The following is a 15,985-nucleotide window of genomic DNA, read 5'->3' as shown; positions in this document are numbered from 1 at the left end:
TCGAAGGAGCCCGCACCAACGGCTGGAAACAAGCACTCGGAGCCCTCGCCCTCAACTACCCCGACCGCATCAACCCCTACCTGTAAACCCGCCACATACACAGAAATCTTGACAAGCTCTCATCGGTGCCGTTGGCTGCCGGACCGCCCGCGTCGACGGGATCGCAGGACTCGCGCGCATCGACGACATCCTGGCGCGCGACGACGTGGACTACCACGCCACCTCCGGCGGGCTTGGTGGCTGCATCGCAGTTCTCCGATTCGCAGAGGCACGGCAGTCGATCCCAGCCGAACGCCATGGCAGATAAAGCAGACCCGCGGCGTTGATCGATCGTCCTCGGATCCCGGCCACACACCGTGTGCGCCAACGCATCGGCCCGCTTGTCGATCGCCTCACCGTCGGGGGCCGGCACCGTCGCAGTCACGTAAGCCACGCCGTTGGCCGAGTCCGTGGTCACATCGACATGCGTGCCGCGGCAAGCAGATTCCGTGCGTCGCACAGCGTACGGGTCGTGCTCCAACACCAGAGCGTCAATGTCCTGCTCAGACTTCTCCCGCGATTTGGCACCCCACGTGAGCAGCAGTTCGGCCAACTCCGCGTCAACCGTTTCAAGCGCGCCGGGATCCTTCACCAGCATCGTGCGCGAGCAGATGGTATGCACCAATTTGTAGGAGATAAGACCTTGCGCGAACACCTTCGCGACCTGTGGCAGGCGTTCTCGCAGGGCTACCGCGTCGGTCAGCAGCCCGCTGGCCGCGCCACTGGTCACCTCGTGGGCCGCGCCGATCCGCGCGCACACCGAAGACCAGTTGTCGAAGCGCCACTGCTCACGCTGCGCCGACCCGGACTGCGCGTAGGCAGCCTCGAGCATGTCCGCCATGTGTCCGAGCCGAGCCGCGCAGGCGGCGTTCTCCAGCCGCGCACAGGCACGGAGCCCCTCATCAGAGGTGCGGGCCCTCGCCACAGCCGTCAGAATTTCATCGAACACACTTTCGAATCTAACTGGCCGCGTACCTGGCCGCCATGCCGTTCTGTCGACCTGGGGATGGATTCGGCTTTGTGAATAATTAGCTGCGATCCCAGGCGTGGGAGACCCGGCCGGCCGCCTGTATCGCTGTCGTGAAATCGCAGTCCGCCCAGTCGTCATCGTCGTTGTCGTCACGTCGGACCGGTTGCTCCGGTGGGCGCACCGCGCGAGCTTTCCGCACCGCCCGCGGCCCCTTCGACGGCCACCAGTTCGCATCGCCGATCAGCACGCACGCCGCAGGTACCGTCACAGTCCGCACCACGAACGTGTCCAGCAGTAACCCGACCCCGATGACGAAGCCCATCTGCACGATCGTGCTGATGCTGCTCACGGTCAGCGCCAGCATGGACGCCGCGAAGATCAGCCCTGCCGACGTGATCACGCCGCCCGTCGCGCCGACTGTCCGGATGACGCCGGTACGCACGCCCTTACCCGCCTCGTCCCTGATCCGCGAAATCAGCAGCAGGTTGTAGTCGGCACCGACGGCCACCAGGACCAGGAACGCCAATCCCGGCACACTCCAATGCAATTCCTCACCGAGGATGAACTGGAACAGGATCACGCCGATGCCGAGCGCCGAACCGTACGACAGGATCACCGTGGCCACCAGGTACAGCGGCGCGACGATCGCCCGGAGCAGCAGCGCCAGAATGACGAACACGACGACAAGCGTGGAGATCATGATGAAGCGACTGTCGGCGGAATAGTACTGCCGAACATCCGCGTTCACCGCGGAGAAGCCGACCATCGAGATCTCGGCGTTGGCCAAAGCCGTATTCGGGCGCGCACTTTCAGCAGCGGCGATGATGTCGGACACCTGATCCATCGCGTCACGGCCGAACGGATTCAGCGCGGTCTGCACCAGATACCGCACGGTGCGGCCGTCCTCTGACACGAACAGCTTGGCCGCCTTCTCGAACTCCTGCTGCGTCAGGACCTCAGGCGGAATGTAGAACCCGGACATCGGTGGTTCCGCCGCGTCGGTACGCATCGCGAGCAGGAAGGACGACGCCTGGTTCAGCCCGCCGCCCAGCTGCCGGGTCTGGTCGACGAGCAGCTGGACGCCCTCGGCGAGCTGACGGCTCGAGTCTGCAAGGGTGTTCGCACCTTCGAGCATGGTGTCCAGTTGCTTCTGCACCCCGCCCGGTTCCGCGATGCCGAGATCGCGGGCAGCTTGCGTTGCCGCAGTGAGGTTTTCACCGATGCCGCGCAGCGCCTCCGACACCGAGTCCGTACCGTCGGTGGTCTGCAGTTGGCGGGCCAGCTCGGCCATCCGGTCGAGCGCGATGTCATCGCGCGCAGCCGCCAGGCGCTGCAGCTCTGCGCGGGCCTTCACGCAGGCTGCGTCCAGGTTGCATGTCAGGCTGGTGTTGAGGCCGTTGACGACGGGCGTGGCCCAGGCATAGAGGTCTTTGACACGGGTGACGTTCTCGCTCAGCGCATCACCGAGAGAGCGCATGTTGCCGACCAGGCTGGCCGTCTTGTCGATCTCCTCAAGCGTCTTCGTGCCGCCGAATCGGGTCGACATGTCGTCGAGCGCCCCGGCCAGCCCACGCACACTGCCCAGCGCACCCACCACGCCGTTGCGGATCTCGTTGAGAACGTCGGCGAGCTGGCCTGCGCCGTCACTGAGCGTGTGCAGGTTACCGTCATTGTCGTTGATGAGCGTCGACGCCTCGCGCAGTTTCCCTCCGACCTCACCCGCCTGATACGTCGCGCGGGCCTGCTCGAGCGTCTCCCCCGACGGACGGGTGATCCCACGGACCATGTCGATGTCCGGCACCTGCGCGATGCGGCCGGCCATCTGCTCCATGTCAGCCAGCGCCTTCGGCGTGCGCAGATCCTGGTCCGGCGAATGAACCAGGATGAACTGCTGCAGCGTCGTGCTGATCGGGAAATGCCGGTTCATCGCCTCGTATCCGAGGTTGCTCTGGGCGTCGTCGGGCAGGGACTGGCGGTCGTCGAAGTTGTAGTTCATGAACACCACACACGAGGCCAGCCCGCCGAGCAGCAGCAGGCTCGCCATCAGGTGTGCGACGGGCTTGCGCACGATGTTGATGCCGGAGCGGCGCCAGAATTGGCGAGTGAGTTCCTGTTTGCGTGGCTTGATCCACCCGCGCCGGCCGGCCAGCACGATGAACGCGGGCAGCAGCGTGATCGACGCCAGGAAGCCGATCGCGATCGTGATCGCCAGCGCCGGTCCGATGGTCGAGAAGACTCCGAGGGTCGCAAAGGACAGAGCGAGGAACGTCAGCGCCACGGTTCCCGCCGACCCGGCGATCACTTCGCCGATGGATCGCAGCGCCTCCACGAGTGCGTCATCCGACTTCAAGCCCGATCTTACGAGCTCCTGATATCGGCTGAAAAGAAAGACGGCGTAGTCGATTCCGGCGCCCATCATCATGCCCGTCATCAGCACCATGGTCTGCGGGCCTAGGCCGAGACCGAGCTCGCCGAGGGCCGCCACGATCTGCTGCGCGATCACCAGGGAGACCCCGATGGTGAGCAACGGGATGATCATCGCCACCAGATTCCGGTACACGACGATGAGGATCAGCAGGACCGTGATCACCGTCGAGATCTCGATGATGATCTGGTCTCGCGCGCCGATCGCGTTGATGTCCTCGAACGTGGCCGCCGCACCGACGAGGTTCGCCGTGAGCGTGGTGTTCGCCGTGGCGTCTTTGACCAGTGTGGCGACCTGGCGGTAGGCCTCCTGACCCGACGGCGCACCCATCGATCCGGTCATGCTGACCGGGAGATTCCACGCTTTGCCGTCCTCGCTCGACATCACCTGCCGCAGTTCAGGGGTCGCGATGAAATCCTGAACGGACTCGACGTTGGCAGTGTCGGCCTTCAGATCGTCGACGACGGTGCGGTAGACGGCTTCGTCGGCAGGCGTCAGCCCGTTCTCGTTGCTGAGGATGACGACGGCGACGTTGCCGGACCCGGCTTCCCCGAACGCCGTCTCCATCTTCTGGCTCGCGATGAAGACCGGCGAGTCCTCCGGCAGGAACGGCGGCGGGTTCTTCTGTGCGACAAGGCCCAACGGTGGCACCGTGAGGAACAACAGTATCGCGACGGCAACCCAGGCTACGATCACGACGACGGGGTGGCGGACGATCGCCCGGCCCAGCGCCGGAAGGCCCCCGTGCTCAGGCACTTCGGACTCCAGGGAAGGACGACACGTGAGGTTCGCGGTGGCCGTCCACGGGACCCGGGGCGACGTCGAGCCCGCAGCCGCCGTCTCCCTCGAGTTGCTCCGCCGCGGTCACGAGGTGCGAATGGCGGTGCCGCCCAACCTCGTGTCGTTCGTCGATGGCGTCGGGCTCGGCCCCTCGGTCGCTTACGGGGTCGATTCGCAGCAGCAGCTGGAGGCGGATGTCTTCCGTGAGCCGTTCCGGATCCGGCATCCCCTCACGGCGCTGCGCGACGTCCGCGACTACATGACGGACGGCTGGACGGAGATGAGCCGAACACTTGTCGCCCTGTCTGACGACGCGGACCTGATCCTGACGGGCACCACCTATCAGGAGCTGGCCGCCAATGTCGCCGAACACCAGGGCATTCCGCTCGCCGCCCTGCACTATTTCCCGTTCCGCGCCAACACCCATGTCCTGCCGGTCCCACTGCCGGCGCCAGTGGTCCGCGCAATCTGGCCGGCGGTCGAATCCGGACACTGGCGAGTGATCCGCCCCGCCGAGGATGCCCAGCGTCACGAACTCGGTCTGCCGAAGTCCCGGGTACGGGCGATCCGCCGCATGATCGACGACGGCGCCCTCGAAATCCAGGCCTACGACCCGCAGCTCTTCCCCGGTCTCGCCGACCAATGGGCCGGGCAGAGGCCCCTCACCGGCGCGATGACGTTGAGGCTCAACACCGGCACCGACGCAGAAACGTCGGCCTGGATCGACGCCGGTTCCGCACCGATCTATTTTGGCTTCGGCAGCATGCCCGTCGAATCGCCGGCCGCTGCGGTGCAGATGATCTCGGCGGTGTGCGCGGAGCTGGGTGAGCGCGCGCTGATCTGCTCGGGCGTCTGGGATCTCGACGAGACAGCGCCCGCCGAGCATGTCAGGGTGGTGCCTGCGGTGAATCATGCGGAGGTGTTCCCACGGTGCGGTGCCGTCGTCCACCACGGTGGCGCAGGCACCACCGCAGCCGGATTACGCGCGGGCGCACCGACTTTCGTGCTGTGGATCGGCGCCGAACAGCCGGTCTGGGCGGCATGCGTCAAGCGGCTGGGGGTGGGCACCTCGCAGCGCTTCACGTCGGTGACTGCCGATTCACTGCGCGCCGGGCTTCGTAGGGTGCTGATGCCGGCGGCAGCGCAACGCGCCCGCGAGCTGGCCGCACGCATGGCGACGCCCGAGCAGAGTGTTTCCGCCGCAGCTGATCTCCTCGAAGCTTCGGCGGTGAAAGGTCGAATCCCGGTCAAAGCACCTCGCCGGTGATGCCGAACTCGGCCAGAACGGTGGCGGCCAGTTCACGCAGGCGGGGCTTCGTGTTGGTCGCACCCGGTTGGTAGGCCGTGACACCGATGACCATGTTGCCGCCGCACCGGCCCGCCACGAGCACCAGCTGCCCACCCCGCTCGATCTCCGACCGGCGGACGTTCTGGTCCACCGCCCGAAGGTAGCCGTGTTCGGCGACGGTCCCGTCGATCTGGAAACCGATCTCGGGCAGTTCGCCCACGCTGGAGCAGGACACCGGGAGGGGGCCGAACACCGTCGCGCCCATCCCCCTGACCGCCCGCTTCGGGACGAAGGGCGTCAACGGCTGCAACGCGAACGTCTCGTCGGGGTTCGTACGCAATGTGGCGACGGCGTCACGGATCGCGGCGCGCGCCTCCGTCAGGCTGGCCGCCGCACCCACCGGGTCGACGTTGACGCCGGCGAACCGCAGCGCGTTGGCCCTGGTGTCATCGAGCGTCCGGTCGGACAGTGCGAACACGAGGTCCACCGAGCCGTCCGCCCGGCAGCGTTCCATGCGGCGGGCGAGCCCGGCGGAGAAACCGGCGAACAGCGAATGACTGTTACCCCCGAGCTTTTCGGCTCCGCGATCCCACTCGTCGAGCGCGACCACCACGGAGACGGTGGGCACCACGACGATTTCTTCCGAAGAGCCCACCGAAGCCCTCCGGGACGTTCTCGGCGACGGGTTCTCTCCGGTTCGCTTGCGCGCCAGCCGGACCGCAGCCACGACGGCGCGGCCCGCCAGTTTCAGCCCGCGTAGCGCCTCACGCGCGTCCTCGGAGATGGCCTGCCGGCGCGTGCGCGCGTGTGCCGGCTGGTAGCCGAAATGGCGCACGGACCCGGTGATCGCTTCGACCAGCGTCTGCGCCAGGCCGAGGCCGTCGGTCAGACAGTGCGATGCGACGAGCGTCACGGCCGATGTGCCGTCGGCCATCGGCAGCACGCCGAGGTGCCAGCCCGGGCCCACCTCGGGATCCACCGGCACCTGTGACCGTTCGTCGAGCCAGTCGCTCAACGCCGACGGTGGCCGCTCGTCGGCGATATCGATGTCGCACGCGGGCCCGGTCGATGAGATCCACCGGTGCCGGCCGAACGGAAGCGGCGAACGCTCGATCCGCCTGCCCGCCAGTCCATAACCGAAGTTCTCGTGGAACCGCTTGAGCCCGATGTGGTCCAACGGGTGCTCGTACACCCAGGCGAGCTGCACCACCTGACCCTGCCCCGTCGCACGCAGGGACAGGTGGGTGGCCTGGTCGATGTAGGAGAGCCGGTCGGCACGCATGTCAGACGACCACGCCGGTGAGTTCGAAATCGGACAGCGTGCGCTCGACACGCTCCTGCAGCCCGGCCCTCGTGTTCGGAACTCCTGCCGCGTAGCCGACAACGGCGAGCGAGATCCGGCCGCCGACACGCGCGCTCACGATCGTGAGCAGGCCGTGCCGCTGCTCGAGTACCCGACGCGTGACGTGCTGATCGACACCGCGCATCAGCACGTACTCGGCGTCACTGCCGTCGAGCCGGGCGATGTCGGCCGACACGTCACCCATGTTGGAACAGGACACGGGATGCTCGCCGAAGCTGAACGCCATCTCGGCGCCGCGCCTGACCGCCTTCCTCGGCATGAACGGAATCAGTGGCAGCAGCTGTTCGGCGTCCTCGGGCACCTCGCCCAGAGTCGTGAGCGTTCGCCTGATCTCGGCACGCGCACCGGAGAGATCGCGGCACACCACGGCGGGATCGATGCGCACGCTGGCCAATTGCACGGCATTGGCCCGGGTGTCCTCGGCGTCGGTGCGGTCGTTGATCGGAATGATCAGCGGCACTTTCCCGTCCGCGGCGCGACGGTCCATCGCGGCGGCCAACCGAGCGCAGAAGCCGGCGAGCAGCGAATAGGTGTTGCCTCCGAGCGCTTCTGCGCGCGCATCCCAGTCGGCGAGATCGACGAAGACCGACAGCGACGGCACCGCGACATGGCGGGTGTCGTCGAATGCTTTTCCGGCGTCCCGGTTCTTCGGTCCCGACCCCGGCTGCCGGTCCCTCAAGCGCCGGCGCGCGATGCGCCCGGCGGCGGCCAGAGTGCGTTTCACCTCACCGAAGTCACTTCTGCTCTGACGCAGGTCCTCGACGACAGCGCGACGGCGCGAGCGCGAACGCGGCGGCGGGTACCCGAAGTCACGGACTTCACCGGCGATGGCGTCGAGGATCGTCGCGACGGCTCCGCCACCGTCGCTGATGCAGTGCGACATGGTCAGGCACACGGCGGTCGAACCGTCTGTCATCGGCAGTACCCCGAGATGCCAGCTGGGCCCCCACTCCGGATCGACCGGCACGACCGCCCTTTCGTCGAGCCAGTCCCCGAGATCGGCACGCGGCCTCGGCTGCGCCTCGATGTCCACATCGGCGGGAGGCCGGACCGATCCGACCCACCGGTGGCGGCCGAACGGCACGGCAGACCGCTCGATGCAGCGGCCCCACAGTCCGTTGCCGAAGTCGCGGTGAAAACGCCGCACCGCGTCGAGGTCGATCGGATGCTCGTAGAGCCATATGCATTGCATCGCCGCGGCCTGGCCGGTGGCCCGCAGACCCAGATACATGGCCTGATCGACGTAGTCGAGCACCGCCACGTCAGGTCCTCACGGACAGCGCCCGCGAATGGCCGGCGGGCCGGGTGTTCTCCGCTTCGGCGGCGATCCGGGCGTAGATCTGTTTGAGGACGTTGAGGTAGCGCTGCACCGATTCACGGGCGACGGGGTTGTCGGGGAACGCGACGGTGATGACCGTCTCCCGCTCCGTCCGGTTCACCCACATTCCGACCTGGTCGGCGGACCTGCTGTCGCAGTACACCTTTCCGTTCAGCCGCTCCCACTCCGCGATGATCGCCGGCGACAGCGGGGGCAGACCTGCGTCGAGGTAGGACACCATCTGGACGCCGGGCCCCGCGCCGCGCAGGCCGAATCGGCCGTCGGCCAGTTCGAGTACCCGGTCGAACGGCACATGCGCGAGATCGATACCGGCGTCGAAGGACGCCTGGGCGCTGCGTGCGGTGGCGCCGAAAGAGCCTGCGCCCACCGGCACTGTGAACGGCACCAGGCCGGTGAACCAACCTGTGGTCATGAACTCGGCAGGGGTGCTGCGCGTCGTCGTCGGGGTGATGCCGTAAAAGACGGGGGCCCCGGTGAACTCGTGATCGGCCAGCGCGGCGCAGGCGAGCACTCCCCCGCTGAACCGGACTCCTTCGGTGGTGCAGACCGCGTCGAAACGCCTGCTCTGCTTGGCATCGAGCAGTTGCGTCACGATCATGTCGCCGCCGCACGGGACCGACGGGTCACCCAGCGGCAGCGGGAACTGCGGCAGGGCACCGTCATTGCGCTCGGCGAAGGCGATCCAGTCCTTGACCTCGGGCGACTCCAGGGTCAGCGCGGCCGTGTAACGGCGCTGCTTGACGCAGAAGTCGTCGTAACTGCCGGGTTCCTGCAGCGCGATCGGCGCCCCGCCGTTGACGAGCGTGAGGTACATCATGTGGATCTCGACGAGCACCACGCACATGAACAACGCGTCCGTGTGCACGTGGTCGACGCTGATGTAGAACGTGAAGTGGTCCCTGCGCTGGATGATCCCGAAAGTGAAGCAGTCCCACTGCAGCGGGTCCGGGGTGTTCAGGACGTGTGAACGCCATTGCGCCGCAGTCATGTCGCCGTGGTCGTTCGGCACGAACTTCAGATCTCGCGGACTCTTCAGCGTGTGGCGGACGACCTCGTCGTCGGCGGTCAGCTCGAACCTGCTGTGGTAGGTGTCGTGGCGTCGCAGGTAGGCGTTCAGGACGTGCGACATCGCCCGCTGATCGCACTGGCCGGGCATGTCCCATGTGGGGGTGTTCAGTCGCGCCATCCCGGCGCCGGCGGCCTGCCGCCTGCGGAACGTCCGGATGTGCTGTTGCTGTTGGTAACTCACCGGAACATGGCTGACCGGCGCGTCACGCATCTTGGCGCTCGACGCGGGCGATGGATGCCAGGACACCACGCGGCCCGGTTCGCCCACCCAGTCATGAATCGACCTCAACGCCACCATCAGTGCGCACCCCCGTCCACGAGCAGTTCTTCGGTGAGCACCGATGCCAGGTTCTCGGCGAGGGCACGCACAGTGGTGATGTCTGTCGTCGCGACCCGCACACCCGTCTCGGCCTCGATCCTGGTCCGGACCTCCAGTACGCCAAGGGAATCCAGGCCGTACTCGGCGATCGGACGGTCCGGGTCGACGGTGCGGCGCAGGATGACGCCGATCTGGTCGACGATGAGGCGCCGCAGCCGTCCGCCCCACTCCTCGGGCGCCAACGTGCGCAGTTCGAGCAGGAAGGCGCTGCCCTGCGATCGGGTGTCGCCGAGCGAGCGGAACGCTTCGGCGAACTTGCTGTGCTGTGCGAATTCGGTGAGCCACGGAACACCCGCGATCGGGGCGTAACCGGTGTAGCCGCGGTTGAGCCTCAGCAGGGATTCGAGAGCGAACGCGCCGTCACGGGGCGCGATGGCCATTGCGGCGTTCTGCGCGACGGCTTGTCCCCTGCCGATCTCGGCCCAGGCGCCCCACGCGATCGTGTTGGCGGGCAGTCCGTGCGCTCGGCGCCAGTGGGCGAACGCGTCGAGCCAGCTGTTGGCCGCCGCATAGGCGCCTTGACCGGGTGAGCCCACCATCGCCGCCGCCGACGAGAACATGCAGAACCAGTCCAGCGGTTGACCCACCGTGGCGTCGTGCAGATTCCACGCCCCGGTGACCTTCGGCGCCCAGCATCGCGAGATCAGGTTGTCGGTGATGTTGGCCAGGGCGGCGTCTTCGACGACGGCCGCCGCGTGCAGCACGCCGCGCACCGGCCGCCCGCTCGACGTGGCCACGGCGACAGCACGTTCCGCCGCGTCGGCGTCGCTGATGTCACCCAGGCAGACCTCCACCTCGGCGCCGCTGCGCCGGATCCGGTCGATGGCGGCGAGCGCCTCGGCACCGGGCGCTGACCGCCCGGTCAGCACGATGCGGCCGCAGCCCAGGTCGGCGAGCTTTTCGGCGATGTACAGGCCGAGCCCGCCCATGCCGCCGCTGATGATGTAGGCACCGTCGTTGCGGAAGGCCACGGCCTGCTGCGGGGGCACCACCACGCGACTGTCGCCTTCGCGGGGCACGTCGACGACGAGCTTGCCGGTGTGTTCGGCCGCCCCCATCGCCCTGATCGCCGTCGCCGCGTCGGTCAACGGGTAGTGGGTCGTCTCCGGGAGAGGCAGATCGCCCGCTGCGATCTTGTCGAACACCGTCGCGAGGACCCGCCGCACCACGTCGGGTCTCGTCAGCGTCAGCAGAGCCAGGTCCACAGCGAAGAAAGACAGGTTGCGACGGAACGCGTAGAGCCCGATCTTGTTGTCGCCGTAGATGTCCCGTTTACCCAGCTCGACAAAGCGGCCGCCGAACGACAGCAGCTCCAGGCCTGCCTGCTGCGCGGCACCCGGAAGCGAGTTGAGCACGATGTCGACTCCGTATCCGTCGGTGTCGCGGCGGATCTGGTCGGCGAACTCGACGGATCGCGAATCGTAGACATGGTCGATTCCCATGCTGCGCAGAAGCTCTCGACGCTCCGCACTTCCCGCCGTGGCGAAGATCTGGGCGCCCGCCGCCCGCGCGATGGCGATGGCGGCCTGTCCCACACCGCCGGTCGCCGAGTGGATGAGAACCTTGTCGGCCGACGAGATCCTGGCCAGGTCGTGGAGGCTGTACCACGCGGTGGCATGGGCGCTCGGGACGGCGGCGGCGCGGTCCTCGGTCAGGCCGGCGGGCAGCGTGACGGCCAGGTCCGCGTCGCAATTGACGAAGGTGGCCCACGCGCCGTCGGCGGTGATCCCCGCAACGCGGTCGCCCATCTGATGCGTGGTGACGCCGGGTCCCACCCGCGTGACGACACCGGCGAAGTCGCCTCCGAGCTCGGGCATTCTGCCTTCGAAGCTCGGGTATCGACCGTAGGCGACGAGCACGTCGGCGAAGTTCAGGTTCGACGCCGACACGCTCACCTCGATCTGGCCCGGGCCGGGTGCGGTGCGGTCGACGGCGACGAGCTCGAGCGACTGCAGGTCGCCGGGTTTGCGGATGCGCAGGCGCATTCCGTCGGAGTCGTGCTTGACGGTGGTGACGTAGCGGTCGTCGGGACGCACCGGACTGGGGTTGAGCCTCGCCACATACCAGCCGCCGTCGCGCCAGGCGGTCTCGTCTTCGTCCGAGCCGGTCATCAATTGTGCTGCGATGAGGTCGATCTCGGTGTGATCGTCGACATCGATCTGGGTGGCCCGCAGACCGGGGTGTTCGACGCCGAGCACCCGCATCAGCCCGCGCACACCGGCCTGGTCGAGGTTCACCTCGTCGTCGGGGGTGACGGACTGCGCGTTCGAGGTGAGCGCATACATCCGGGGCGGGGCACCGGCGATGTCGGCGACGCAGCGCCCGACGTCGACCAGACGGGACACCGCCTCGGCGCCGTGGCCGGAGACGACGGCGACGACACCGGTGATCGCCTGGTGCGCAATGTCTTCCACCGGCCATGTCGCGATGCTCACGTCGGCACCACGACCACGCAGCGCCGACGCCAGGTCACCGGACCTCTCGTCGGTCGACCGCGACGTGCTGATCACGAGCCAGCGGCCGTCCCCCGCACCGTGTACGTCGGGCAGTTCCTCGCGATGCCAGTCGATGCCGAGCAGCCGGTCGTTGAAGGTCCGCTCCTGCCGAGCCGATGCCGACCTCCCGGTGCCCAACTGCAGCCCGGTCAGCGACATCAGGACGACGCCGGACTCGTCGAGGATGTCGAGGTTCGCCTCGACTCCCGACGTGGTCACGGTGGTGACAGCGATGTGGCAATAGCGCGCGGAACGCGCCGATCCCCACAACCGCACCTGGCGAACACCCAGGGGCAGCATCAGGATTCCGGTCGAGTCGGCCTGAAGGTTGGGGTGGGCGCCGACGGCCTGGAAGCAGGCGTCCAGCAGTGCCGGCTGGATGCCGTAGGCGCCCTGCTGGGACCGCAACGAGCCGGGCAACGCGACCTCGGCGAGCACCGAGGTTCCCTCGTTGCTCGTGTGGACGGCGTCCAGCCCCGCGAAGGCGGGACCGTACTGGACTCCGCGCTCGTCGAACCAGGTGCGCAACGCGGGCCCGTCGATCGTGTGCGGGTGGGCTGTCAGCAGCGCCGGGATGTCGAGCGGCGCCGGCTGGAACACGTCGCCGGCCTGCGCGAGCGTCGCGGCCGCGTGGCGCACGCGCTCTCCCTCAATGAGGGTGTGGACCGTGAACTGCGCGGCGGAGGGCGCATTGCGAACCGCCGAGGACGCAATCGTGGTGGCCCCGTCGAGCAACAGCGCGGCCTCGAAGCTGACATCGCGGACCTCGGCTGCCTCGCCGAGCACCGCACGGGCCGCCGCGACGGCCATCTCGCAGAACGCAGCCGCGGGATACGCCGCGACGTGATGGATCTGGTGATCGGCCAGCCACGGATGGCTGTCGGTGCCGACATCGGCCTGCCAGGCGTGGTGCTCGGGATCCTCGGCGATCCGGACGTGCGCTCCGAGCAGTGGGTGCGCGGCGGTGATCGCCCCGACGACCTGCCGCGGGGTTTCTCGGTCCAGCATCAGCTGCCGGTGTGTCCACACCGGCAACGGAGCGTCGACCAATCGTCCGTGTGGGTAGAGCGCCGAGAAGTCGATCGCGGCGCCGGCACCGTAGAGGTCGGCGAGCACCTCGCGCAGGCCGTGCGGCAGTTCCTGTCCGCGACGCATCGTCGCCAACGCGACCGCCGTCACGTCCAGGCTCTTGGCGTTCTGGTCGACGGCGTGGATCAGCAGCGGGTGGGGGGACAGTTCGGCGAAGACGCGATGCCCATCCTCGAGCGCGGCCTGCACCGCTGCGGCGAAGCGCACCGCATGACGCAGGTTGTCGGCCCAGTAGTAGGCGTCGTAGTCGGCCGGCTCTCGCGGATCGTAAAGCGTCGCAGAGTAATACGGGAGCAACGGCTCGGCGGGCTCCAGATCTTCGAGCGCATCGGTGAGTTCGTCGAGAATCGGATCGACCTGCGGGGAATGCGACGCGACTTCGACGGCCACCTCCCTGGCCATGATCCCGCGTGCTTCCCATTCACCGACGAGGGTGGTGATCGTCGACCGCGCGCCGCCGATCACCGCCGACTGCGGTGACGCGATGACCGAGAGCACGACGTCGCCGGCGCCGCGGGCTGCGAGCTCTGAAAGCACCTGCTGGGCAGGCAGTTCGACCGAAGCCATGGCGCCGCCGGTTTCGTCCCCGTCGGCGATTCTCTGCATCAGCCGAGACCGCCGGCAGATGACCTTGACGCCGTCTTCGAGGGTGTGGGCTCCGGAGATCACCGCGGCGGCCACCTCCCCCATGGAATGCCCGATCACCGCAGCGGGGCGAACCCCGTAGGCGGCCAACGTGCGCGCGAGCGCCACCTGCAACGCGAACACCGTGGGCTGGACGCGATCGATACCGGCGACCGCCTCGGCCGCCGACAGCGCCTCGGTCACCGAGAAACCGGACTCCGCGGCGATCAGCGGTTCGATCTCGGCGAGCGCGGCGGCGAAAACAGGTTCGGAGGCGATGAGCGCTTCACCCATCGACGCCCACTGGGAACCCTGGCCGGAGAAGACCCAGACCGGGCCACGATCGGAGCCCGGCGCCGTCGCCTGGGGCGCCGTGTCACCGGAGGCGATGCCGCGCAGGGCGGTCACGAGTTCCTCTGTCGTGCCGGCGAGCACAGCCGTGCGGACGGTGCGGTGCGCGCGTCGACGGCCCAGCGTGTAGGCGAGGTCGCGCACATCGAGGCCGCTCTGAGCGTCGACCCAGTCGGCGAGCTGAGAAGCCGTGCTGCACAGCGCTTCTGGCGATGTCGCCGACAGGGGAACGAGCCACGGGCCCGCGGCCGTCGCAACATCTTGTTCGGAAATCGCCTGCGCCGGCGCCTGTTCGAGCACGATGTGGACGTTGGTGCCGGACAGCCCGTAGGAAGACACCGCCGCCCGCCTGGGGTGATCGCCCGCCTGCGGCCACGACGTCACCTCCTGCGGGACGAATAGAGCGGTGTCGATCTGCGCGGTCTCGTCGGACAGCTTGCGGAAGTGCAGGTTCGGCGGCACCTCGCCGTGGCCGAGCGCCAGCACCGCCTTCATGAGACCGACGACGCCCGACGCGGACTGCGAATGGCCGAAGTTGGTTTTCGCGGAGCCGAGCGCACAGGGCGCCTCGGTGCCGTAGACGTCGGCGAGGCTGGCGTACTCGATGGGGTCGCCGACGGAAGTCCCCGTGCCGTGCGCCTCGACATAGCCGACTGTGGCGGGGTCGATCCCCGCCGCGTCGAGAGCCGTGCGGTAGACCGCGGTCTGCGCGGTCTGCGACGGGGTGGCGATGTTGACGGTGCGGCCGTCCTGGTTGGTCGCCGTTCCCCGCACGACGCCCAGCACCCGGTCACCGTCGCGCAGCGCGTCGGGCAGTCGCTTGAACAGCAGCATCACGGCGGCTTCGCCCGAGACGAATCCGTCGGCGTCGGCGTCGAAAGCGCGGCAGCGGCCGGTGGCCGACAACATGCCCTGCGCCGAACCGGAGGACAGCTTGCGCGGTTCGAGCAGGATGTTGACGCCGCCGGCCAGCGCGAGCGAGCTCTCGCCGTCGTGCAGGCTCCGGCAGGCCATGTGCACCGCGAGAAGTCCCGAGGAGCATGCGGAATCGACGGTGCACGCCGGGCCGTGCGCGCCCAGGTGGAAGGCGATGCGGCCGGAGGCCAGCCCGTAGTTGCTTCCGGTGAAGCCGTAGGGACCGGCGATCGCGTCCGCGTCGGCGGTGACCAGTTGGTAGTCGTTGTGTGTCATCCCGACGAAGACGCCGGTTCGGGTGCCCGCGAGCGTCGCGGGGTCGATGCCCGCATGTTCGATCGCTTCCCACGACGATTCGAGCAGCAGGCGGTGCTGCGGGTCGATCGCGGTGGCTTCGCGCTCGGAGATGCCGAAGAACTCGGCATCGAAGCCGGCGACGTCGTCGAGGAATCCGCCCCATTTGGAGACCGATCGTCCGGGCACACCGGGTTCGGGGTCGTAGTACTCGTCGGCGTCCCAGCGGTCGACGGGAACCTCGGTGACCAGGTCCGCCCCGCGGAGCAATGATTCCCACAGTCGCTGCGGCGACTCGATACCGCCAGGTAGTCGGCACCCCATCCCGATCACGGCGATGGGGGTCAAAGACCTCTCGACCACGAAGTTCCCTACCTCTTCCACGCGCTGGTTCAGGCCTCGCCCTTACGGCATCGCGAACCTACGGCAAAGTCAATTCGAGGAAAGTTAGCACAGGCTAAGCGAACATGCGAGTGGTCCGCCCATCACGGTGCGCACCACACGGGATTCTTGAATAAAATTGCGCGACAACGAGTTACGGCGAATCCGCACGACGCGTCCGACTC

Annotated in this window: 7 protein-coding genes; 1 reads left to right on the top strand and 6 read right to left on the bottom strand. The window is 68.0% G+C overall.

The features are described from left to right. Nucleotides 1-76 precede the first annotated feature (76 nt). Both P9A17_RS30750 and P9A17_RS30745 read right to left on the bottom strand, forming a co-directional pair. A complete protein-coding gene (locus tag P9A17_RS30750) occupies nucleotides 77-988 on the bottom strand; it encodes a DUF222 domain-containing protein (RefSeq protein WP_278042585.1) in 912 nt (303 codons plus the stop codon). Nucleotides 989-1,067: 79 nt separating this feature from the next. Beyond that, nucleotides 1,068-4,190, bottom strand: coding sequence for an RND family transporter (locus P9A17_RS30745; protein WP_278042584.1), 3,123 nt, complete (start codon nucleotides 4,188-4,190; stop codon nucleotides 1,068-1,070). Between the two features lie 25 nt (nucleotides 4,191-4,215). On the opposite strand from P9A17_RS30745, the gene P9A17_RS30740 reads away from it, so the two are divergent. Beyond that, nucleotides 4,216-5,481 carry a glycosyltransferase gene (locus P9A17_RS30740; RefSeq protein WP_278042583.1) on the top strand — a complete coding sequence of 422 codons (1,266 nt, stop codon included), beginning with the start codon at nucleotides 4,216-4,218 and terminating at the stop codon, nucleotides 5,479-5,481. Here the strand turns inward: P9A17_RS30740 and P9A17_RS30735 are convergent. From P9A17_RS30735 to pks2, 4 genes are read right to left on the bottom strand one after another with little or no spacing between them, the layout of a single operon-like run. Beyond that, nucleotides 5,462-6,784, bottom strand: coding sequence for a hypothetical protein (locus P9A17_RS30735; protein WP_278042582.1), 1,323 nt, complete (start codon nucleotides 6,782-6,784; stop codon nucleotides 5,462-5,464). The two genes, P9A17_RS30740 and P9A17_RS30735, sit on opposite strands and share 20 nt — an antisense overlap. A gap of 1 nt (nucleotide 6,785) precedes the next feature. Beyond that, a complete protein-coding gene (locus P9A17_RS30730; protein WP_278042581.1) occupies nucleotides 6,786-8,126 on the bottom strand; it encodes a hypothetical protein in 1,341 nt (446 codons plus the stop codon). A gap of 1 nt (nucleotide 8,127) precedes the next feature. Beyond that, nucleotides 8,128-9,570, bottom strand: coding sequence for a condensation domain-containing protein (locus tag P9A17_RS30725; RefSeq protein ID WP_278042580.1), 1,443 nt, complete (start codon nucleotides 9,568-9,570; stop codon nucleotides 8,128-8,130). After that, on the bottom strand, nucleotides 9,570-15,782 hold the full coding sequence (gene pks2, locus P9A17_RS30720) for a sulfolipid-1 biosynthesis phthioceranic/hydroxyphthioceranic acid synthase (protein ID WP_278042579.1): 6,213 nt from the start codon (nucleotides 15,780-15,782) through the stop codon (nucleotides 9,570-9,572). The genes P9A17_RS30725 and pks2 overlap by 1 nt, the downstream gene beginning before the upstream one ends. Between the last annotated feature and the right edge of the window lie 203 nt (nucleotides 15,783-15,985).

The organism is Mycobacterium sp. 236(2023), assembly GCF_029623955.1.
GTDB lineage: Bacteria > Actinomycetota > Actinomycetes > Mycobacteriales > Mycobacteriaceae > Mycobacterium.
Note: the sequence above shows the minus strand (reverse complement) of the source record. Positions and strands in the feature narration are given on the sequence as shown.

What these genes read in the sequence shown, in the direction of transcription:
- P9A17_RS30735 (WP_278042582.1), bottom strand. Translation starts at nt 6,784, where the DNA reads ATGCGTGCCGACCGGCTCTCCTACATCGACCAGGCCACCCACCTGTCC.
- P9A17_RS30725 (WP_278042580.1), bottom strand. Translation starts at nt 9,570, where the DNA reads ATGGTGGCGTTGAGGTCGATTCATGACTGGGTGGGCGAACCGGGCCGC.